Here is a 21,640-nt window from a genome sequence, read left to right on the forward strand (position 1 = left end):
CCGTAGCCAGTGGCGGTCGTCCTCTCGACCGGGAGCGGCTCAACCAGCGGTTCCGGTGTCGTCGGCCGCGTCCCGGCGACGGCGGCGGAGCGCGACCACGACCGCCGCCGCGGCCAGCGCGACCGCGAGCACGATCCCCAGCCAGGTCGGCACACCGCCGCCCTCACCGCCGGTGTCGGCGACGGCGGGTGCGGACGAGGAGGTCGCGGGCGCGGGGGTGCCGGGAGAGGAGGACTCGGCCGCGCCGGTCGTGGTCGCGGGTGGCGCGGCGCCGGTCGTGGTGGTCGCGGTGGCGGCCGGGGTGCCGGCGGTGGTCGTGGCGGGGACCTGGTCGGCGGGCGGCGCGGGCAGCGTGAAGGTGATCACGCCGGACACGAAGTCGCCGTCCAGGGACTCGACCCGCCAGTTCAGGGCGTGCGGCCCGGCGGGCGACCCGCTCGCCTTGAGCGCCACGACCAGGCTGTTGCCCTGGGCGGTGACCTCGCCCAGCGGCCACGCCGCGCCGTCCGGGCCGGTCACGGTGATGCCGGCGCTCTCGGCGGGCACCGGTTCGCTGAACGTCAGCGTCAGCTGCCGGGGCCGCTGCGGCAGCACGGCGCCGTCGGCCGGGTCGCTGGAGACCAGTTCGGTGTGGGCGAACGCCGGGGGCGCGGCCCCGAGGACGGCCACGACGGCCAAGAGCGCCGAGAGCGCCAGTCGCTTCATACCGGTAGTTTCTACCGGTTCGGGGGTGTTCCCCGCCCGTCCGCGGGAGGCTGCCCGCCGGGCTGCTGCCGGCCGTCGCCGCCCCTCGTGGCGTCGCCGGGCAGGATCAGCTCGGCGGTGGAGTCGGTGGCCACGACGGTGACGGTCTCGCCGGTGTCGATGTCGTCCAGGTCGCCCTGGCCGCCGACCTCCGTGTCCCCGTCCACCTGGTAGGTCCGGGCGTACCCGTCGTCGCTCTCGACCGTGATGGACGAGTCGGTGACCTCGGTGACCTCGCCGAGCTGGAACTCGCCGTGCTGCGCGTCCCCGAACGGGCTGCCCATGACCACCAGGCCGGGGCCGCCGCGCGTCCCGTAGCCGCGCGGCCCGCCCATGCCCTGCTGGGCGGCGTCGGAGTTGCCCGCGGCGTAGATGACGCCGCCGCCGGCCGCCGCGATGCCCACGGCGATGGCGGCCGCGACGAGGGTCTTGCGGCCGTTCCAGGCCTGACCGGGAGCGGCCTGCGGCGGCGGCTCGTCACCCCAGGTCGGGTTCTCGGGTTCGTTGCTCATGGCGACCACGCTCCCGGCGCCGCCTGTGCGTGGGCTGTGCGGTCCTTGGGCGGCGGCTGTGCGTCGGCGCCTGTGCGTCGGCGGCCGTGCGTCGGCGGCCGTGCGTCGGCGCCTGTGCGTCGGCGGCCGTGCGTCGGCCGCCGTCCGTCGGCCGCCGGGGACCGCCGTGACCGGCGGGGTCGTTTCACAGGTGGTACACAGGAGCGGCACAGCAGGGGCTCATGGGCCGGGCCGACGATGGGAGCATGCGCTCAGTGTCCGCAGCAGGGGCCTCCCCTGAACTCCGCCGCCCGGACGGCAGTCCGGTCCGCGTCCTCGTGGTGGACGACGAGTCCACCCTCGCCGAGCTGATGTCCATGGCGCTGCGGATGGAGCGCTGGGAGGTGCGCACGGCGCTGGACGGCGCGTCCGCCGTGCGCGAGGCGCGCGAGTTCCGCCCGGACGTGGTCGTGCTGGACGTCATGCTCCCCGACTTCGACGGCCTGGAGGTGCTGCGCCGGCTGCGCGCCGACGCGCCCGGCCTGCCGGTGCTGTTCCTGACCGCGAAGGACGCCGTGGAGGACCGGATCGCCGGGCTCACCGCGGGCGGCGACGACTACGTCACCAAGCCGTTCAGCCTGGAGGAGGTCGTGCTGCGGCTGCGCGGCCTGCTGCGCCGCACCGGCGTCACCGAGGCGACCGCGGGCACCGAGCTGGTCGTCGGCGACCTGGTGCTGGACGAGGAGACGCGCGAGGTGCGCCGCGGCGGCACGTCGGTCGACCTGACCGCGACCGAGTTCGAGCTGCTGCGGTTCCTGATGCGCAACCCCCGGCGGGTGCTGTCCAAGGCGCAGATCCTGGACCGGGTGTGGAGCTACGACTTCGGCGGGCAGGCCAACATCGTCGAGCTGTACATCTCCTACCTGCGCAAGAAGATCGACGCCGGCCGGGCGCCGATGATCCACACCATGCGGGGCGCGGGCTATGTCCTCAAGCCTGCGACCTAGGACGTGGTCGCTGCGCACGCGGCTGGTGGTGGGGCAGCTGGCCCTGCTCGCGGTGGTGTGCGCGGTCATCGGCGTGGTGAGCGGGTTCGCGCTGCGCGACTTCCTGGTCGGCAAGCTGGACGAGGAGCTGGTCCGCACCGCCGAGCGCTTCAGCCGCTCGCTGCCGCCGCTGCCGGGCGTGCCGCCCGACGGGCCGCTGAACGGGCCCGGTTCCGCCCCCGGCACGCTGGTGGTCGTGCTCAACCCGGGCAGCGCGCCGGAGGGCGCCCGGCTCGACGACAGCGCCAAGACCGAGGAGCTGCCCCGCGACGTGAGCGCGCTGGTGGCCGAGAGCACGGGCGCCACGCCGCGCACCGTGGACCTGGGCGGGCAGGGCGAGTTCCGGGTGGTCGCCGCGACCACCCGGACGGGCGCCGTGCTGTTCACCGGCCTGTCGCTGGACGACGTGAACAGCACGGTGTGGCGGCTGGGCTTCATCCTCGGCGGGGTGTCGCTGGTCGGGCTGATGGCGGTGAGCCTGGCCGGGACGTTCGTGGTGCGCCGCGCCCTGCGGCCGCTGGACCGGGTCGCCGAGACCGCCACCCGCGTGGCGGAGCTGCCGCTGCACCAGGGCGAGGTGGCGCTGGCCGAGCGGGTGCCCGAGCGGGACGCCAACCCCGACACGGAGGTCGGCAAGGTCGGGCTGGCGCTGAACAAGATGCTCGGCCACGTCGGCGGCGCGCTGGAGGCCAGGCACGCCAGCGAGACGCGGGTCCGGCAGTTCGTCGCCGACGCCAGCCACGAGCTGCGCACGCCCCTGGCCGCGATCCGCGGGTACGCCGAGCTGACCCGCCGCAGCACCGACGAGGTGCCGCCGCAGGTCGGGCACGCCCTGCGGCGGGTGGAGTCCGAGGCGGTGCGGATGACGTCGCTGGTGGAGGACCTGCTGCTGCTCGCGCGGCTGGACGCGGGCCGGCCGCTGGGCCGGGAGCCGGTCGACCTGTCGAGGCTGGTGGTGGACACGGTCAGCGACGCGCGGATCGCGGGCCCCGGGCACGAGTGGCGGCTCCGGCTGCCGCCCGAGGCCGTCGTGGTGACCGGTGACGAGCACAAGCTGCACCAGGTGCTGGCGAACCTGCTGTCCAACGCCCGCGCGCACACCCCGCCGGGCACCACCGTGGTGACGTCGCTGTCCAGCGGCGGCGGCGCGGTGGAGGTGGCGGTCACCGACGACGGCCCCGGCATCCCGGAGGAGTTCCAGGGCGAGGTGTTCGAGCGGTTCGCGCGCGGCGACACGTCCCGCTCGCGGGCGGCGGGCAGCACCGGGCTCGGGCTGTCGATCGTGGCCGCCGTGGTGGCCGCGCACCGGGGCTCCGTGCGGGTGACGAGCAGGCCCGGCCGGACCACGTTCACGGTCCGGCTGCCGCGCTGAATCGCGCCCCCGGACCCCGGCGACGCGCACAGCCCGCTCACAGCGGGGGCACAAGGGCCACCCAGCACCGCCGGACACGCTCGGTCGCATGCGAGCGCGACTACCCCTGTTGCTGTTGTTGACCGGGACGGCGGTGCTGTACCTGTGGCGCCTGGGTGATTCCGGGTGGGCCAACGCCTACTACTCCGCCGCCGCCCAGGCCGGCGCCCAGAGCTGGCACGCCTGGTTCTTCGGCGCCACCGACGCGCCGGGCGCCATCACCGTCGACAAGACGCCGGCGGCGACGTGGGTGATGGGCCTGTCCGCCCGGCTGTTCGGGGTCCACGCGTGGAGCATCCTGGTCCCGCAGGCGCTGATGGGCGTGGCGAGCGTGTGGCTGCTGCACGCCGCGGTGCGCCGCACGGCGGGCGAGGCGGCCGGGTTGATCGCGGGCGCGGTGCTGGCGCTGACGCCGGTCGCGGTGCTGATGTTCCGGTTCAACAACCCCGACGCGCTGCTGGTGCTGCTGCTGGTGGCGGGCGCGTACTGCGTGGTGCGGGCGACGGAGCGGGCGTCCGCGCGGTGGCTGGTGCTCGCGGGCGTCGCCGTGGGTTTCGCGTTCCTGGCCAAGATGCTCCAGGCGTTCCTGGTGCTGCCCGCGTTCGGCCTGGTGTACCTGGCGTTCGCGCCCGCCGGGCTCGCCCGCAAGGTCGGGCACCTGGCCGCCGCGCTGGGCGCGGTGGTGGTCGCGGGCGGCTGGTGGGTGCTGGCCGTCGAGCTGACGCCCGCCGGATCCCGGCCCCACATCGGCGGCTCGCAGACCGACAGCGTGCTCGAACTCGCGTTGGGCTACAACGGGTTCGGCCGGTTGACCGGCGAGGAGGTCGGCAGCGTCGGCGGTGGCGGCGGGTGGGGCGCCACCGGGTGGAGCAGGCTGCTCGGCGCGGAGATGGGCAGCCAGATCGCCTGGCTGCTGCCGACGGCGGTGGTGCTGCTCGTCGCCGGCTGGTGGGCCGCGGGGCGGGACGGGGCCCACCGCGTCGGGCTGGCGCTGTGGGGCGGCTGGCTCGTCGTCACCGCCGCCGTGTTCAGCGCCATGAACGGGATCATCCACTCCTACTACACGGTGGCCCTGGCCCCGGCCATCGGCGGGTTGATCGGCACCGGCGCGGTCGCGCTGTGGCGCGGGCGGCGGGAACCCGCCGCGGCGGCGGCGCTGTCGGGCGCGGCGGCCGTGTCGGCGCTCCAGGGCTACCTGCTGCTGCTCGACTGGTCCGCGCCGCTCGCCTCGGCGGTGCTGCTGCTCGGCCTGCTCGCGGCGGTGGGCCTGTTCCTGGCCGCGGTCGCGCCCGCCGCCGCGGTCGTGCCGGTCGCGCTGGTCGCCGCGCTGCTCGGGCCGGGCGCCTACTCGGTCGCCACGGCCGCCACCCCGCACTCCGGCGCGATCCCCAGCGCCGGGCCGGCCCGGTCCGGCGGGGTGGGCGGCGGTGGCGCGTTCGTCCTGCGCGCGGGCGGCGGCAGGGGCGGACCCGGCGGGCTGCTCGACGCGGGCGAGCCCGGCGAGGAGCTGGTGGCGCTGCTGCGGGGCAGCACCGGCCACACGTGGGCGGCGGCGGCCGTGGGGTCGAACAACGCGGCCGGGTTCCAGCTCGGCAGCGGCGTGCCCGTGATGGCCGTGGGCGGCTTCAACGGCACCGACCCCGCGCCGACGCTGGAAGAGTTCCAACGGCTCGTGGCGGACGGCCGGATCCACTACTTCCTCGGCGGCGCGGGGATGCCCGCCGACAGCGGCAGCGACGCGTCCGAGCGGATCGCCGAGTGGGTCGGGGAGAACTTCGCCGTGACCGAAGTGGACGGTGTGGCCGTCTACGACCTCACAGCCGGGGCACAGGCATGACACACGGAGCGCCCAGCCCGCCCCGCGACGGTGGTCCCATGACACCCGCGACGTCCCCGACGACCACGGTGCTCGACGTGGTGGTCCCCGTGTACAACGAGGAAACCGACCTCGCGCCGTGCGTGCGCGAGCTGCACGCCGACCTCACGCGCAGCTTCCCCTACCCCTTCCGGATCACCATCGCGGACAACGCGAGCACCGACCGCACCGCCGAGGTCGCCGACGAGCTGGCCCGCGAGCTGCCCGGCGTGGCGGCCGTGCACCTGGCGCAGAAGGGCCGGGGCCGCGCGCTCAAGGCCGCCTGGTCCGAATCGGACGCCGCGGTGCTGGCCTACATGGACGTCGACCTGTCCACCGACCTGGCCGCGCTGGCGCCGCTGGTGGCGTCGCTGCTCTCCGGCCACTCCGACCTGGCCATCGGCAGCCGGCTCGCCCGGGGCGCGCGGGTCGTGCGCGGGCCCAAGCGGGAGTTCATCTCCCGCTGCTACAACCTGATCCTGCGCGGCACGCTCGCCGCCCGCTTCACCGACGCCCAGTGCGGGTTCAAGGCCATCCGCGCCGACGTGGCGCGCCGGCTGCTGCCGCACGTGGAGGACACCGGCTGGTTCTTCGACACCGAGCTGCTGGTGCTGGCCGAACGCGCGGGCGCCCGCATCCACGAGGTGCCGGTCGACTGGGTCGACGACCCCGACAGCCGCGTCGACCTCCTCTCCACCGCCGTGGCCGACCTCAAGGGCGTGGCCCGGGTGATGCGCGGCCTGGCGACCGGGCGCATCCCGATCGGCGAGCTGAGCGCCCAGCTGGGCAGGCGGCCGCTGGAACCGCACGCCCCCGGCGTGCCCGCGGGCCTGTTCCGGCAGCTCGTGCGGTTCGCCGCGGTCGGCGTGGTCAGCACCCTGGCCTACCTGCTGCTGTTCGTGCTGCTGCGCGGCGGCCTCGGCGCGCAGGGCGCGAACCTGGTGGCGCTGCTGGTCACGGCCGTCGGCAACACCGCGGCCAACCGCCGGTTCACCTTCGGCGTGCGCGGCAGGCGGCACGCCGGGCGGCACCAGTTCGAAGGGCTGCTCGTCCTCGGCCTCGGCCTCGCCCTGACCAGCGCCTCGCTGGCGCTGGCGCACCGGTTCGCCGCGCCCGGCGGCCACGCCGAGCTGGTCGCGGTCGTGGCGGCCAACCTGCTGGCCACCGTGCTGCGGTTCCTCCTGCTGCGCAACTGGGTCTTCCGCCCGCGCAGGCGCACCACCACCTCCCCCGACACCCGGACCCTGGAGAGCACCCGATGACCGCGACCCTGAGCGCGCCCGCGCCGGCGGCACGCCCCGCGCACCCGCCGGAGCGGACCTGGACCACCCCCGCGCTGGTCGTGCTGCTGGCCGGCACCGCGGTGCTGTACCTGTGGCACCTCACCGACTCCGGCTGGGGCAACAGCTACTACGCCGCCGCCACCCAGGCCGGCGCGCAGAGCTGGACCGCCTGGCTGTTCGGCGGCTCGGACGCGGGCGGCGCGATCACCGTCGACAAGCCGCCGGCCGCGCTGTGGGTCAGCGGCCTGGCCGCGCGGGTCTTCGGGTTCTCCGGTTGGACCGTCCTGGCGCCGCAGGCGATCGAGGGCGTGCTGGCCGTGTGGCTGCTGCACGCGACGGTCAGGCGGACCTCCGGCCCGGTGGCCGGGCTGCTGGCGGGCGCGGCGCTCGCGGTGACCCCGGTGGCCGTGCTGGTGTTCCGGTTCAACCTGCCCGACGCGCTGCTGGTGCTGCTGATGGTGGCGGGCGCGTACTGCACGGTGCGGGCGTTGGAGCAGGCGTCCGGCCGGTGGCTGGCGCTGGCCGGGGTTGCGGTCGGGTTCGCGTTCCTGGCCAAGATGGGCCAGGCGCTGCTGGTGCTGCCCGCGTTCACCGCGGCCTACCTGCTGGCCGCGCCGACCTCGCTCGGCAGGAGGTTCCTGCACCTGCTGGGCGCGGGGCTCGCGGTGGTGGTGTCCGCGGGCTGGTTCATCCTGCTGGTCGAGCTGTGGCCGGCGGAGTCCCGGCCCTACATCGGCGGCTCGTCCAACGACTCGCTGTGGGAGCTGGCGCTGGGCTACAACGGTCTGGGCCGCATCTTCGGCGGCGGCGGTGGCGGCGGCATGGGTGGCGGCATGGCCAACGCCAACATCGGCTTCGGCGGCAGCACCGGCGTCGACCGGCTGTTCGGGGCGAGCATGGGCGGCGAGATCTCGTGGCTGCTGCCCGCCGCGCTGATCGGCCTGGTGGCCGGGCTGTGGTTCACCCGCCGCGCGCCGCGCACCGACCGCACCCGTGCCGCGCTGGTGCTGTGGGGCCTGTGGGTGCTGGTCAACGGCGTCGTGTTCAGCTTCATGAGCGGCATCACCCACCCGTACTACACGGTGGCCGTCGCGCCGGGCATCGCCGCGATCGTCGCCATCACCGGGCGCGAGCTGTGGCGTGGCCGCGCGCACCGGCCGGTGCGCGTGGCGCTCGCGCTCGTGGTCGCCGCCTCCGGGTTCTGGGGCTTCGCGCTGCTCGCCCGCTACCCCGACTGGGCGCCCGCCCTCCGCTGGGCGGTGGTGGCGCTGACCGTGCCGGTGGCCACCGCGATCGTGATGGGCGTGCGCCGGGTGGCCGCCCTCGCCGCGCTGACCTCGGTGCTGTCCGCCGCGGCGTTCGGCGTCGCCACCGCCGCCACCCCGCACAGCGGCTCCATCCCGATGTCCGGTCCCGCCCTGTACGCCGGGCAGGGTGGCGGTCCCGGCGGCGCCGACGTCATGGTGGGCGAGACCTCGGACGAGCTGGTCGAGCTGCTCAGGAACACCACCGGCACCTGGGCCGCTGCCACGGTCGGCGCGCAGGGCGCGGCGGGCCTGGCCCTGGCCTCCGGCAAGGCGGTCATCGGCATCGGCGGCTGGAGCGGCGGCGACCCCGCGCCCACGCTGGAGGAGTTCCGGCGCTACGTGGCCGAGGGCCGGGTCGGCTACTTCGTCGTGAACGGCGGGGGCATCGGCCGTCCGGGCGGCAACAGCGAGATCTCGGAATGGGTCGAGGACAACTTCGAGGCGACCGAGGTCGGCGGCTCGACGGTCTACGCGTTGGGCCGGGGGTGACCGGCGTGGCGCCGGAGGGGGCAGCGGGCACCGGTGAGCCGTTCGGAGGTCTCCCCCGGGCGGGCCTGCCGCCCGGGGTCGCGGCGGGGACCCGCCGCTCCCCCCGGCGCTAGCCGTTGCGGGACAGGGGCGGTGGCGCGAACTCGGGGGGTGCCACCGCCCCGGTCGACGTCCCGGGCCGGCCCGTCCACGACCGGTACACGATGGCGGCCGCGTGCGGGACCAGGTCGCGGCCCCGCCGCCACAGCCACGGCACGCCCTTCAGCACCAGCCAGCCGACGTGGTGCAGGGGCGTGGTCCGGGCACCGCCCTCGCACACCGGGGACACCCGCCCCGGCACCTCGCGGCCCAGCTCCGCCAACGCCGCCGCGAACGCCGCCGCCAGCCGCCGGTGGCCCAGCTCCGAGGGGTGCAGCCGGTCCACCGCCCAGGTCTCGACCTCGTAGGCGCCCGCCAGCCGGTCGAGGTCGACGCAGCCGGCGCCGTGCCGCAGCGCGACCGCGTCGATCACCGCGTTCAGCTCGTCGATCCGGGCCCGCAGCGCCCGCCGCAGCGGGCCGGGCAGCCGGAACACCCGGCTGTGGTCGTGGAACCGCGCCGTGACCACCGCCGCGCCGGCCGCCGCCAGCGCGCCGACCACCGCGTCCAGGTCCGCGTGCAGCCGCCGGGGGTCGAAGTCCGACCGCAGGGTGTCGTTCATGCCCACCAGCAGCACGGCCGCGTCCGGGCGGGCCGCCAGCGCCGCGCCCAGCTGCTCGTGCCGCACCGAGGACACCCGCGCGCCGGTGACCGAGGTGTTCAGGTACCGCGCGCCGGGGAAGGCGCCCGCGAGCAGCGCGCCGACGCCACGCCACCCGCCGGGCACGGGGTCGCCCACCCCGACCGTCGTCGAATCGCCCAGGACCACCAGGCTGGTCACCTTCTCGGCCACCGGGACACCATCGCGCAGCGACGTGACACCCCGGGTACGGGCAGCGGAACGCTACCGGAATGCCGGGTACAGCGGCAGTTCCGCGACGGCCGACCCGTACCGCGCGACCAGCGCCGAGACCACCTCGTCGGCGTGCGCCGCGACGTGCCCCACGCCCAGCGCCAGCGCGTCCGCCCGCAGCCGCACCCACCGGGCGACGAGCACCTGGCCGCGCGGCGGCGAGTCCAGCGGCCGGTGGCCCGAGGGCAGCGCCGCGCTCAACCCGGGCAGGCCCCGCCACGTGCCCAGCCACACCCACAGCAGCTGGGCCTCCAGCAGCCGGGGCAGGAACACGGCGTCGTCGTCCAGGTCCGGCCACACCGACGACACCTCGGCCCGCCACGCCGCGACCATCGCCTCCGACATGCCCGCGGGCAGGCCGTAGGCGCACCAGCACGACGGGAACGGCACCCGCAGGCACGCCGCGTCGAACACGACGTCCCGCACGCAGCCGCCCTCGAAGTCGAGGAAGCGCACGCCCCGGCTGGTCACCAGGTGGTTGTCCGGGCACGAGGTGGACGGGCTGAACGCCCGCCGACGGGACGTGACGAACCCGCGCACGGCCTGGTCGGCGAACTCCCGCACCGGGTCCGCCGTCGGCACGCCCAGCGAGGCGGACAGCAGGTCCGGCAGGCCGGCCAGGGCCGCGTGCACGTCGACCGCGATCGGGTCGGCGCAGCACTGGCTGCCCTGGCGGCGCATCAGCGCGTCGAAGTCGGCGTCGCGGCCGGCGGTGGCCGCGTGCAGCCTGCCCATGGCGTGCGCCCACGCCAGCAGGCCCCGCTCGGCGGCCCGCGCGTCCGAGCCGAGCAGCTTCTCCGCGAGGCGCGGCGCCTTGCCCAGGTCCTCCAGCACGACCAGCCGCTTGCCGTTGTCCTGCGCCACCAGCTCCGGCGTCAGCCTGTCCTCGCCGGGCAGCGCGGTGAGCAGCTTGTGGCTCACCACCTCGTGCGCGAACGGGTCGCGGTCGGCCACCGGCGACGGGTAGCGCTTGACCACCAGCGTGCGGGGCAGCGAGAACGGGGTGCGGGTGACGCGGACGCGCGCGACCACGGACCGGCCCGCTCCCCCGAGGTCCTCGGGATCGGCCAGCCGGACCGGCGCTCCGAACCTCCCGCTCAACACGGACTCCGCCGCCTTCACCGCGTCGTCCAGCTCGGAAGGGGCAGCGTCGTCGATGTCCTGCGGGCCGGCGGTGATGTCCAAGCTCATTGCCTCCGACCCTACCCCCGGTGGCGACCGACGTGACAGAACCCGTCCGGGCACCGTGACGGTAGTGCTCACCCGGCACCCGGTGCCACCCCCGGCCGGAATCAGCCGTTCGACAGCGGTCTGCCCACGTCACGGGTCCGGCTGCGCCGATGGCGCACCGCCAGGACCAGCGCCGCGGCCACCACGACGCCGACCAGGTTCACCGCCAACTGGGCAACCGAGCGGAGGCATATGTCCCACTCCCCGAGAACGGCGGCGACCGCCGCGTAGCCCGCCGCGGGCACGGTGGTGACCGAGATGAACACCCCGACGAGCGCCGCCGACTTGGCCGACGTCATCGACAGCATCCCGGCCGCGCCCGCCAGCAGGGCCACGATCAGGGAGAAGGGGCCGACCTCGAACACGAAGTCCACCTGGTGCCCGGCCAGCGCCAGGTCCCGGTCGAACAGGTCGGTGTAGGAGCCGAGCCACGCGCCGAACGCGGTGATCAGCATCGCCAGCGGGAACCCGACGGCGAGCGCGGCGCCGGCGCGGCGCACCAGGTCCCGGCGCCGCAGGACCAGGCCGACCGCGATGGCGGCCAGCGGCCCGAACTCCGGGCCGACCACCATCGCGCCGACCAGGGTGACCGGGGAGTCGGTGACCACGGCGACCGCCGTGAGCAGGCACGCGATGGTCAGGAACGCCTGGAAGGTGGCGTTGAGCCGGGACTCCTCGCCGGTGCGGGCGATCAGCTCCTCCCACACCACGGCGTCCGCGCCGTCGCCCGGCACGGCCTCCTCGGCGTGGTCGGCCGCGTCGGACAGCGCGGTGTCGATGACCTCCAGCGTCACGCCGCCGTCGCGGTCCAGGCCGAGCGCGCACAGGGAGGCCACCACCTCGTCGGTGGCCTCCCGCGCGACGTCGGCCTCGACCACGTCGCCCGCGGGCCGGACGGCGGCACCCGGCAGCAGCACCAGGTGCGTCACGCCGGGGTGCGCCTTGAGCAGGTCGAGCACCTGGTCGGTGCGGTCGACCGGGCTCACGGCCCGCAGGTGCAGCACGGTGCTACTGCTGCTTCTCGGCAGCGGCCTTCCCGGCGGTCTTCTCGGCGCCGGCCTTCTCGGGAGCGGGCTTGGCGTCCACGCCCGCCTCCTTGCGCTGCTGCGGCGTGATCGGCGCGGGCGCCGCGGTCAGCGGGTCGTAGCCGCCGCCGCTCTTGGGGAACGCGATGACCTCGCGGATCGAGTCGTAGCCGCCGATCAGCATGGCGATGCGGTCCCAGCCGAACGCGATGCCGCCGTGCGGCGGCGCGCCGTACTTGAAGGCGTCGAGCAGGAAGCCGAACTTCTCCTGGGCCTCCTCCGGGCCGATGCCCATGATGCCGAAGACCTTCTGCTGCACGTCCGCGCGGTGGATGCGGATCGAGCCGCCGCCGATTTCATTGCCGTTGCAGACGATGTCGTAGGCGTAGGCCAGGGCGCTGCCCGGGTCCTCCTCCAGCCGGTCGACCCACTCCGGGGTCGGCGAGGTGAACGCGTGGTGCAGCGCGGTCCACTTGCCGCTGCCGACCGCGACGTCGTCGGTCTTGTCCGCGGCCTCGAACATCGGGAAGTCGACGACCCACGCGAACGACCAGGAGCCCTCCTCGATCAGGCCGACCCGGTGGGCGATCTCCACGCGCGCCGCGCCGAGCAGGGCGCGCGCGGTGTCCGGGTCGCCCGCGCCGAAGAACACGCAGTCGCCCGGGTTGGCGCCCACGGCCTTGGCCAGGCCGTCGCGCTCGGCGTCGGAGAGGTTCTTGGCGACCGGGCCGCCGAGCGTGCCGTCCTCGTTGACCAGGACGTACGCCAGGCCCCGCGAGCCGCGCTGCTTGGCCCACTCCTGCCAGGCGTCGAGGGTGCGGCGCGGCTGGGAGGCGCCGCCGGGCATGACGACCGCGCCCACGTACGGCGCCTGGAACACCCGGAACGGGGTGTCCTTGAAGTACTCGGTCAGCTCGGTCAGCTCCAGGCCGAAGCGCAGGTCCGGCTTGTCCGAGCCGTACTTGGCCATGGCCTCGGCGTAGCTGATGCGGCGGATCGGCAGGCTGATCTCGTGCCCGGCGAGTTCCTTCCACAGGGCGTGGATGATCCTCTCGGACAGCGCGATCACGTCGTCCTGCTCGACGAAGCTCATCTCGATGTCGAGCTGGGTGAACTCCGGCTGCCGGTCGGCGCGGAAGTCCTCGTCCCGGTAGCAGCGGGCGATCTGGTAGTAGCGCTCCAGGCCGCCGACCATCAGCAGCTGCTTGAACAGCTGCGGCGACTGCGGCAGCGCGTACCAGGAGCCGGGGCGCAGGCGGGCGGGCACCAGGAAGTCGCGGGCGCCCTCGGGGGTGGAGCGGGTCAGCGTCGGGGTCTCGACCTCGACGAAGTTCTCGGCGTGCAGCACCTCGCGGGCGATCCGGTTGGCCTCGCTGCGCAGGCGGACGGCCTTGGCCGGGCCGCTGCGGCGCAGGTCGAGGTAGCGGTGCCGGAGGCGGGTCTCCTCGCCGACCTCCAGGTGGTCGTCGAGCTGGAACGGCAGCGGGGCCGCCTCGTTGAGCACCTCCAGGGAGGAGGCGTAGACCTCGACCTCGCCGGTGGGCAGGTCGGGGTTCTCGCTGCCCTCGGGGCGGCGGGACACGTCGCCGACGACCTTCACCACGAACTCCGAGCGGAGGCGGTGGGCGCGCTCGGCCATCTCGCCCTCGCGGAACACGACCTGGACCACGCCGGAGGCGTCCCGCAGGTCGATGAAGATGACACCGCCGTGATCGCGCCTGCGGGCCACCCACCCGGTCAGGGTGACGGACTGCCCGGCGTGCTCGGCGCGGAGCGTCCCGGCCTCGTGCGTGCGCATCACGGGTACTGCTCTCCTCGGGGTAGCTCAACTGACGGTCGGTCGTCAAGGCTAGCCAACGGCCCCGTGGTCGGTGCCACCAGGTTTCTCCCGGGAGCGGTGGGCGGGTCGCGGAGGCGCGGTGGAGCCGGCCGGCGGTCCGGCGGGGCGGTCCGGCGGCCCTAGGATCGGCCGGTGCACAGACGCCCCCTCGTCAGCGCCCTGCTGGCCCTCGCCGCGGTCTGCTCGACCGCCTCCTGCGCGACCCGGGTCACGGGCACGCCGTCCGCCGGGGAGGCGCCGGGGTCGTCGGCCGCCCCGGAGTCGTCCGCCTCGAAGTCGTCCGCGCCGAAACCCGAGAAGACCACCCGGTGCTCCTACGGCCCGGACCGCGGCGACGTGCCCAAGCAGGTCGAGCCACCCGCCGAGGACGAGGCGCCCGCGAGCGGCGACGTGCGGTTCGCCGTGAAGACCGACCAGGGCGAGCTGGAGTTCGAGTTCGACGCGGCGAGCGCGCCGTGCTCGGTGCACAGCTTCCGCAGCCTGGTCGAGCAGTCCTACTACGACGGGGCCGCCTGCCACCGCGTCACCGTCAGCGGCATCTTCGTGCTCCAGTGCGGCGACCCGGGCGGCACCGGGACGGGCGGGCCGGGGTACGCGTTCGACGACCCCGAGGCCGTGCCGGGCACCTACGAGCGGGGCGTGGTGGCGATGGCCAACGCCGGCGCGGGCACCAACGGCAGCCAGTTCTTCATCGTCCACCGGGACAGCGAGATCGCGCCGGACTACCCGATCATGGGCCGGGTCACCCGGGGCCTGGAGGTCGTCGACCGGGTGGCCGAGGCGGGCGTCGTGCCGGGGTCCGGGCGCGGCGAGGGCGACGGCCGGCCGCTCCTGCCGATCACGCTCACCTCGGTCGAGGAGGGCTGACGCGGCCGGGGCCGCCCCCCGTGAGGAGGACGGCCCCGGAACTCGCCCGCGGTGCGGGTCAGGCGCTCGGCGCCAGGTAGAGCAGGCGGTTCGGGGAGCCCGAGCCGGGGCTGCCCACCACGCCGGTGGTCGCCTGGCCGACCAGGTAGCTCGCCACCTGGGCCGGGGTGGCCGCGCGGTTGCCCTGGAGGTAGCGGGCCGCCGCGCCGGCGACGTGCGGGGTCGCCATCGAGGTGCCGCTGATGGTGTTGGTCGCGCTGTCACCGGTGTGCCAGGACGAGGTGATCGACGAGCCCGGCGCGAAGATGTCCACGACCGAGCCGTAGTTCGAGTAGCTGGCGCGGGCGTCGGTGCTGGTGGTCGCGCCGACCGTGATGGCCTCGGTCACGCGGGCCGGGGAGAAGCTGGAGGCGTTGGCGTTGCTGTTGCCCGCCGCGATGGCGTAGGTGACGCCCGCCGAGATCGAGCGGCGCACGGCCGCGTCGATGGTGGTGGAGACGCCGCCGCCGAGCGACATGTTCGCCACGGCCGGCTTGACGTGGTTGTTGGTCACCCAGTCGATGCCCTCGACCACGTCGGCGGTGGTGCCGGAGCCGGCGTTGTTCAGCACGCGGACGCCGTAGACGGTCGCGCCCTTGGCCACGCCGTAGGTGCTGCCGGCGATGGTGCCCGCGACGTGCGTGCCGTGGCCGTTGCCGTCCTGGGCGACGCTGTCGTTCTCGACCGCGTCGTAGCCGTTGCGCGCCCGGCCGCCGAACTGGCTGTGCGAGATGCGCACGCCGGTGTCGATGACGTAGACGTTCACGCCCGAGCCGGTGGAGGTGTAGTTGTAGGTCGTGCTCAGCGGCAGGTTGCGCTGGTCGATGCGGTCGATGCCCCAGGTGGCGTTGGTCTGCGTGGCCTGGGTCGTGAAGACCTGGTCCTGCTCGACGTACTCGACGGCCGGGTTGGCCGCGAGCCGCTTGGCCGCCTTCTCCGGCAGCGACACGGTGAAGCCGTTGAGCGCCTTGCTGAAGACGGTGTCGACCTGACCGCCGTACTGCTTCGCCAGGCCGTCCGCGGACGCGGCGGCGCCGTCCTTGAGCTTGACGATGAAGTGGTTCTGGACCTTGTGCGCGGCATCCGCGGCGCGGATCTCGCCCTCGGCGGCCTGCGCCGGAGCGGCCAACAGGGACGTCGCGGTGACGGCGAGCGCCGTCGCCCCGACACCGGCCAGGACCCGGACCTGTCGTGACTGTCGCATGCGGCTTCCTTCTTCCCTGCGGTGGCCCGACCTCAACCCGAGGAGCTGCAGGGCTCGGGTGGGTGACGTAGGGCCACCTTGCCCTCGCTGACAGTCACAACGTAAGCAACCAGGGGGTTTACCCGGAAGTGTGAACTTTTCCCAGTTGGTTCGACTCCGTCAACAATCCGCGGGACCTGCGGTTTCCCGAAAGGTGGGAGACGTGGTAGGAGCACCGGCGCTACCGTCCGTCCATGCGCCTGGCACCGGTGACCGAGGAGAACTACCGGGCCGTGATCGGCCTGGAACTGCACGAGGACCAGCGGACGTTCGTCGCGAGCAACCTCAAGTCCATCGCGGACGCCTGGGTGTACCGCCCGAGCCTCCAGCCGCTGGCGCTCTACAGCGGCGACGACCTGGTCGGCTTCACCCTGCTGGAGCGGGACGAGCCGGGGGTGCTGCGCATCCCCCGGTTCATGATCGACCGGCGCGCGCAGGGCCGCGGCCTCGGCCGCAAGGGCCTCGCGGCGATCGCCGACCTGGCCCGCGCCGAGGGGCGCTCGGAGCTGGTGCTGAGCGTGGTGCCGGGCAACGCGGTGGCCCGCGGCCTGTACGCCGCGTTCGGCTTCACCGAGACCGGCGAGGTGGACGGGGGCGAGCTGGTGATGCGCCACCGGCTCGCCCCCTCGGCTCACCTGGTGGGCGACCAGTAGAGCAGCCGGCCCCACGACAGCGGGGTGGCCTCGGCGACCACGGCGGCGTGCACCTGCGCCGGCGTCGCCGTCGGGTTGAACTGGAGGAACCGCAGGGTCACGCCGGTGACGTGCGCGGTGGCGAACGACGTGCCGCTGAGCGTGTTGGTGCCACCGGCGCCCCACGGCACGGTGATGTTCACGCCGGGCGCGTACACGTCGACCACGCTGCCGTAGTTGGAGAACGACGCGCGCGTGTCGGTCGCGGTGGACGCGCCCGAGGTGATGGCCTCGCGCACCCGCGCCGGGGAGGAGTTCGCCGCGTCGGTGTTGCTGCCGCCCGCGGTCACCGAGGCGGTGACGCCCGCCGCGATCAGCCGGCGCACGGCGTCGTCGACCGCGGTCGACGCGCCGCCGCCCAGGCTGAGGTTCGCCGAGGCCGGCTTGACGTGGTTGCGGGCGACCCAGTCGATGCCCGCGATCACGCCCGCGGTGGTGCCGCTGCCCGAGCCGTTGAGCACCCGGACGCCGCAGACCAGGGCTTCCTTGGCCACGCCGTAGGTCCGGCTCGCGATCACCGCCGCGACGGCGGTGCCGTGGCCGTTGTCGTCCTGCGGGACGGCGTCGTTGTCGATCACGTCCCAGCCGCCGCAGCCCCGGCCGACCAGCTCCGGGTGCGTGGTGTTCAGGCCGGTGTCGATGACGTAGGCGCGGGTGCCGCGGCCGGTGGAGGTGTAGCTGTAGGCGCGGTCCAGCGGCAGGGCGCGCTGGTCGATGCGGTCCAGGTTCCACGGCGGGTTGACCTGCGTGGCGTAGGGCCGCACGACCTGGTCCTGCTCGACGTACTCCACGGCGGGGTCGGCGGCCAGCCGGCGGGCCTGCCGCTCGGTCAGGGACACCGCGAAACCGCGGAACGGGCCGGTGTAGGCGCGGGTGACCCGACCGGCGAACCGGGCGGAGGGGTCCGGCGCGCCGTCCTTGACCTTGACGACGTAGCTGCCGGGGACGGCGTCGGGCGAGCCCGCGTGCAGGACCGCGGCCTCGGCGTGGGCGGGGACGGTGATGGTGACCAGGGCCAGGGCGGCGACGCCGAGGCCGGGCAGGAGCTTGCGCACGGCACGTCCTTTCCTCAGGGGCGGCAGGGCGGTGGGCGGCAGGGCGGTGGATGGCGGCGCGGCGGGCGGCAGGGCGACGGGCGGCGCTGCGATGGGCGGCACGGCCGTCATCGGGCGGGCGACCAGTGCAGGAGGCGGCCGCCCCAGGGCAGCGGGGTGGCCTCGCGCACGATCTCGGCGTGCGCCCGCGCGGGCGTGGCGGCGGGGTCGCCCTCCAGGTACCGGGCCGCCACGCCGGTGGCGAAGCCCGTGGCCATGGACGTGCCGTTGAGGGTGTTCGTCGCGGTGTCGCCGGTGTGCCAGGCCGACGTGATCGACGTGCCCGGCGCGTACACGTCCACGCCGGCGCCGTAGTTGGAGGAGGGCGCCCGCGCGTCGGTCTGGTTGGTGGCGCCGACGGTGATCGCCTCGGCGACCCGGGCGGGCGAGGTGTTGCCGGTGCCGGCGTTGGAGCCGCCGGCGCTGACCGCCGTGGTGACACCCGCCTCGATGAGCCGGCGGACCGCGTCGTCCAGCGCGACCGACGCGCCGCCGCCCAGGCTGATGTTGGCCACGGCGGGCTTGACGTGGTGGGCGGTCACCCAGGTGATGCCCGAGATGACGCCGGAGATCGTGCCGCTGCCCGAGCCGTTCAGCACGCGCACCGCGCAGACCCGCGCGCCCTTGGCCGCGCCGTGCGTGGTGCCCGCGACGAGGCCCGCGACGTGGGTGCCGTGGCCGTTCTCGTCCTGCGCGACGAAGTCGCCGTCGACCGAGTCGTAGCAGTGCGAGGCCCGGCCGCCGAACTCGACGTGGGTGGTCCGGACGCCGGTGTCGATCACGTAGGCGGTGACGCCGCGGCCCAGGGTGGTGAAGCTGTAGCCGGCGTCCGTCGGCAGGGTCCGCTGGTCGATCCGGTCCAGGCCCCACGGCGCGTTCGGCTGGGTCTGGAGCGGGGCGAGGCGCACGACCCGGTCCTGCTCGACGTACGCCACGCCCGGGTCGGCGGCCAGCCGGCGGGCCTCCCGCGCGGTCAGGGTCGCGGTGAAGCCGTGGAACGGTCCGGCCAGGGGGCGCGTGACCCGGTCGGCGAACCGCTCGGCCACCGAGGCGGCGGACGAGGCGGCGGCCGCGGTGTCGGCGAGCTTGACGATGTAGCTGCCGGGCACGGCGTCGGGCGAGCCCGCGTGCAGGACCGCGGCCTCGGCGTGGGCGGGTACGGGGACGGCGGCGGCCAGGGCGGCGGCCAGGGCCGCGCCGGCGAGGCCCGGTGGGGGCTTGCGCATGGGCGTTCCTCCGCAGGGTGGGGGAACCGGCGCGGGTCGCGCGCCGGGAACCCGAGTGTGCCGAACCGGGTCGCGCCGCGGGGCGGTCGTCGCGGGCGCCGGTTCGGGGAACCCGCACCCGTCAGTCATTGGACATCCATTCAACGCTGTGGAGAAATACCGACGAAGCCTTTGCGAAAGAACTGCGACTCTTCTCCGCGCCGTTGCGGAGAACGCGTTCGACAGTTCGCGGCGGAACACCGTTCCGCACTCCGCCGACGACGGTTTGACCAGCGCTTATGCCGTGTGAGGGTGCCTCGTGTGTGCGAGTGCCCGTGCGCCTGCACGTGCACCGACGGGTGGTCCCGCGCACCTGAGGTGATCTTGACCGCCCCGGTGTGCTCTACATCACCCCACGTAGTCAAGGCTGTGCGCGACCCTCGACGGAGGGGCGCGCGGCGGCGGCCCGGGGCCCGGGTCGTCCCGAGCAGGACCTTCACACCACTGCTGTTAATGAGAATTCAAACATTCCACCGGCAACGGGATTCGGCCGCCGATTCGGTTAAATTCACGCTGGCGAACCCGATCGGCTGTACCGCACCGGCGATTTCGCGCGATAACGTCGCTCGCCTTGTCCACAGGGAGAACGGAGCGAAGATGCCAACGCCAGTCGTCGGACAGGAATCGCGACTGCGCGATCCCCGACGGGTCGACTCGGGGGCCGACCCCTTCGCGGACGCGTTGCGGTCGGCGATCCGGGCGAAGGGCCTGAGCCTGGAACGGATCCAGCACAAGCTCCGGGGGCGCGGTGTGGCCGTGAGCATCGCCGCGCTGAGCTACTGGCAGTCCGGCAGGCGGCGGCCCGAACGCCCGGACTCGCTGGTCGCCGTCAGCCACCTGGAGGAGATCCTGGAGGTCGGCGAGGGAGGGCTGAGCACTCTGCTGGGCCCGCCGCGGCCGCGCGGGAAGGCCAGGCCGCGGACCCGCGTGCCGGGGCCGGAGGGCTGGGTCGGCGAGAACGACTACGCGTCGATCGCGGAGCTGCTCGCCGACGTCGACACCACCACCGACCAGGACCTGACCCGGCTCAGCCTGCGCGACCAGGTCGAGCTGGCCATGGACGGCAGCACCCGCCGGGTGCGCTCGCGACAGGTGCTGCGGGCCGAGCGGTCGGGCGTGGACCGCGTGCTGCTGGGGTACGACACCCGGCTGCCCGGCGACCCGCTGCCGGTCATCGGCACGCTGCGCTCGTGCCGGCTCGGGCGGGTGTCCGCCGACCCGCGCAACGGGCTGATGGTCGCCGAGCTGCTGTTCGACCGCCCGCTGCGGCGCGGTGAGCGGACCGCCGTCGAGTACGAGCTGATCCACGTCGCGCCGCACCACCCGACGTTCGACAACACCTACTCGCGCCGCTTCCGGCACCCGGTGCGCGAGTACGTCCTGGAGGTCAGGTACGACTCGCGGTGCCGGCCCTCGCGCTGCGAGCAGTTCACGACCGGTCTGACCGGTGGAGAGCCGTCCGACGTGCGCGAGACCCCGGTGGACACCTGGGGCTACGCCTACGCGGTGGCGCTCGACTTCGGTCCCGGTGTGGTCGGCCTGCGCTGGGACTGGTGATCCGGCGGGGACTAGTAGGAGCGCGGCAGCCGCAGGGTGTGCTGCGCCACGAAGTTCAGGATCATCTCCCGGCTGACCGGGGCGATCCGGGACAACCGGGACGCGGCCAGCAGGGCGCCCAGTCCGTACTCGGACGACAGCCCGTTGCCGCCGTGCACCTGGATGGCCTGGTCCACCGCCCCCGCCACCGCCTCCCCCGCCGCGTACTTGGCCATGTTGGCCGCTTCACCCGCGGCCCGGTCCTCCCCAGCGTCGTAGAGAGCCGCGGCCTTCTGGGTCATCAGCCTCGCCAGCTCGACCTGGATCGCGCACTGCGCCAACGGGTGCGCGATGCCCTGGTGCGAGCCGATCGGCGCGTCCCAGACGGTCCTGGTGCGGGCGTACCCGCTCGCCAGGTCGAGTGCGCGGCGGGCCATGCCGGTGGCGAACGACGCCGCCATGATCCGCTCCGGGTTCAGCCCGGCGAACAGCTGGGCCAGCCCGGCGTCCTCGGCGCCCACCAGCGCGTCGAGGGGCAGCCGGACGTCGTCGAAGAAGCAGGTGAACTGCTTCTCCGGTGACACGACCTCCATGGGGATGTGCCGGTAGGTGAAGCCGGGCGCGTCGGTCGGGACGATCACCAGCGACGGCAGCAGCCGGTTGCCGGTCGAGTCGACGTGCCGGGCCACCACCAGCACCGCCTCGACCTCGTCGACGCCGGAGATGTAGTACTTGCCGCCGTTGAGCACCCACTCGTCGCCGTCGCGGCGCACGGCGGTGGTGAGCCGGTGTGAGTTGGAGCCCGCGTCGGGCTCGGTGATGGCGAACCCCATCTTCGTGGTGCCGTCCGCGAAGCCGGGCAGCCACCGGCGCTTCTGCGCCTCGGTGCCGAAGCGGGCGACGACGGTGGCGCAGATGGCCGGCGACACCACGGTCAGCAGCAGCGGGCACCCGGCGGCGGCCAGTTCCTCGCACACCGCGGCGAGGTCGCCGATGCCGCCGCCACCGCCGCCGTACTCCTCGGGCACGGCCACCCCGAGGTAGCCGAGCCTGCCCGCCTCGGCCCACAGCTCGTCGGTCTTCTCCCCCGACCTCGCCTTGGCGTTGAAGTACTCGTGGCCGTACCGGCGGCCCAGGGCGGCGACCGCCTCGCGCAGGGCCCGCCGCTCCGCGCTCTCGGTGAAGTTGATCG

The 21,640-nt window shown here is 74.6% G+C and carries 18 protein-coding genes; 8 read left to right on the forward strand and 10 right to left on the reverse strand.

Annotation, left to right across the window (positions count from 1 at the left end; all coding sequences use genetic code 11):
* Nucleotides 1–39: 39 nt before the first annotated feature.
* Together ACFV4N_RS05585 and ACFV4N_RS05590 are read right to left on the reverse strand one after the other, a co-directional pair.
* Nucleotides 40–705, reverse strand: a complete 666-nt coding sequence (locus tag ACFV4N_RS05585; protein ID WP_499671300.1) for a copper resistance CopC family protein — start codon at nt 703–705, stop codon at nt 40–42.
* 11 nt (nt 706–716) lie between these two features.
* The gene (locus tag ACFV4N_RS05590; RefSeq protein ID WP_499671301.1) at nt 717–1,256 is read right to left on the reverse strand and encodes a hypothetical protein; all 540 of its coding nucleotides are present in this window, start codon (nt 1,254–1,256) and stop codon (nt 717–719) included.
* 245 nt (nt 1,257–1,501) lie between these two features.
* Between ACFV4N_RS05590 and ACFV4N_RS05595 the strand changes: the two genes are divergently transcribed.
* The 5 genes from ACFV4N_RS05595 (at nt 1,502) to ACFV4N_RS05615 (ending at nt 8,626) form a co-directional block, all read left to right on the forward strand.
* Nucleotides 1,502–2,242 carry a response regulator transcription factor gene (locus ACFV4N_RS05595; protein WP_499671302.1) on the forward strand — a complete coding sequence of 247 codons (741 nt, stop codon included), beginning with the start codon at nt 1,502–1,504 and terminating at the stop codon, nt 2,240–2,242.
* Nucleotides 2,220–3,653 (forward strand): sensor histidine kinase, encoded by a 1,434-nt coding sequence (locus tag ACFV4N_RS05600; protein WP_499671303.1) that lies wholly within the window; start codon nt 2,220–2,222, stop codon nt 3,651–3,653. The genes ACFV4N_RS05595 and ACFV4N_RS05600 overlap by 23 nt, the downstream gene beginning before the upstream one ends.
* Nucleotides 3,654–3,741: 88 nt before the next feature.
* Nucleotides 3,742–5,529: a glycosyltransferase family 39 protein gene (locus ACFV4N_RS05605; RefSeq protein ID WP_499671304.1), complete on the forward strand. Its 1,788-nt coding sequence runs from the start codon at nt 3,742–3,744 to the stop codon at nt 5,527–5,529.
* Nucleotides 5,530–5,567: 38 nt separating this feature from the next.
* Complete coding sequence (locus tag ACFV4N_RS05610; protein ID WP_499671305.1) at nt 5,568–6,809, forward strand: bifunctional glycosyltransferase family 2/GtrA family protein; 1,242 nt, start codon at nt 5,568–5,570, stop codon at nt 6,807–6,809.
* The gene (locus ACFV4N_RS05615; RefSeq protein ID WP_499671306.1) at nt 6,806–8,626 is read left to right on the forward strand and encodes an ArnT family glycosyltransferase; all 1,821 of its coding nucleotides are present in this window, start codon (nt 6,806–6,808) and stop codon (nt 8,624–8,626) included. The genes ACFV4N_RS05610 and ACFV4N_RS05615 overlap by 4 nt, the downstream gene beginning before the upstream one ends.
* 109 nt (nt 8,627–8,735) lie before the next feature.
* On the opposite strand, the gene ACFV4N_RS05620 is transcribed toward ACFV4N_RS05615, so the two are convergent.
* The 4 genes from ACFV4N_RS05620 to aspS form a co-directional block, all read right to left on the reverse strand.
* A complete protein-coding gene (locus tag ACFV4N_RS05620) occupies nt 8,736–9,557 on the reverse strand; it encodes an SGNH/GDSL hydrolase family protein (RefSeq protein WP_499671307.1) in 822 nt (273 codons plus the stop codon).
* A 51-nt stretch (nt 9,558–9,608) separates the two neighbouring features.
* On the reverse strand, nt 9,609–10,808 hold the full coding sequence (locus ACFV4N_RS05625; RefSeq protein WP_499671308.1) for a hypothetical protein: 1,200 nt from the start codon (nt 10,806–10,808) through the stop codon (nt 9,609–9,611).
* 101 nt (nt 10,809–10,909) lie between these two features.
* On the reverse strand, nt 10,910–11,851 hold the full coding sequence (locus ACFV4N_RS05630) for a DUF389 domain-containing protein (protein ID WP_499671309.1): 942 nt from the start codon (nt 11,849–11,851) through the stop codon (nt 10,910–10,912).
* 4 nt (nt 11,852–11,855) lie between these two features.
* Nucleotides 11,856–13,673, reverse strand: coding sequence for an aspartate--tRNA ligase (gene aspS / locus ACFV4N_RS05635; RefSeq protein ID WP_499671310.1), 1,818 nt, complete (start codon nt 13,671–13,673; stop codon nt 11,856–11,858).
* Nucleotides 13,674–13,844: 171 nt separating this feature from the next.
* Between aspS and ACFV4N_RS05640 the strand changes: the two genes are divergently transcribed.
* Entirely contained in the window at nt 13,845–14,579 is a 735-nt protein-coding gene (locus tag ACFV4N_RS05640) for a peptidylprolyl isomerase (RefSeq protein ID WP_499671311.1), read from the forward strand.
* A gap of 58 nt (nt 14,580–14,637) precedes the next feature.
* Here ACFV4N_RS05640 and ACFV4N_RS05645 read toward each other — a convergent pair whose 3' ends face one another.
* Nucleotides 14,638–15,822: a S8 family peptidase gene (locus ACFV4N_RS05645; RefSeq protein WP_499671312.1), complete on the reverse strand. Its 1,185-nt coding sequence runs from the start codon at nt 15,820–15,822 to the stop codon at nt 14,638–14,640.
* 233 nt (nt 15,823–16,055) lie between these two features.
* On the opposite strand from ACFV4N_RS05645, the gene ACFV4N_RS05650 reads away from it, so the two are divergent.
* Nucleotides 16,056–16,514 (forward strand): GNAT family N-acetyltransferase, encoded by a 459-nt coding sequence (locus ACFV4N_RS05650; RefSeq protein WP_499671313.1) that lies wholly within the window; start codon nt 16,056–16,058, stop codon nt 16,512–16,514.
* Here the strand turns inward: ACFV4N_RS05650 and ACFV4N_RS05655 are convergent.
* Nucleotides 16,493–17,710, reverse strand: coding sequence for a S8 family peptidase (locus ACFV4N_RS05655; RefSeq protein WP_499671314.1), 1,218 nt, complete (start codon nt 17,708–17,710; stop codon nt 16,493–16,495). The two genes, ACFV4N_RS05650 and ACFV4N_RS05655, sit on opposite strands and share 22 nt — an antisense overlap.
* A 5-nt stretch (nt 17,711–17,715) precedes the next feature.
* Nucleotides 17,716–18,873 (reverse strand): S8 family peptidase, encoded by a 1,158-nt coding sequence (locus ACFV4N_RS05660; protein ID WP_499671315.1) that lies wholly within the window; start codon nt 18,871–18,873, stop codon nt 17,716–17,718.
* 636 nt (nt 18,874–19,509) lie between these two features.
* Here ACFV4N_RS05660 and ACFV4N_RS05665 point away from each other — a divergent pair.
* On the forward strand, nt 19,510–20,469 hold the full coding sequence (locus ACFV4N_RS05665) for a hypothetical protein (protein ID WP_499671316.1): 960 nt from the start codon (nt 19,510–19,512) through the stop codon (nt 20,467–20,469).
* Nucleotides 20,470–20,480: 11 nt separating this feature from the next.
* Here ACFV4N_RS05665 and ACFV4N_RS05670 read toward each other — a convergent pair whose 3' ends face one another.
* Nucleotides 20,481–21,638, reverse strand: a complete 1,158-nt coding sequence (locus ACFV4N_RS05670; RefSeq protein WP_499671335.1) for an acyl-CoA dehydrogenase family protein — start codon at nt 21,636–21,638, stop codon at nt 20,481–20,483.
* Between the last annotated feature and the right edge of the window lie 2 nt (nt 21,639–21,640).

The sequence above is a fragment of the Actinosynnema sp. NPDC059797 genome, assembly GCF_042732085.1.
GTDB lineage: Bacteria > Actinomycetota > Actinomycetes > Mycobacteriales > Pseudonocardiaceae > Actinosynnema.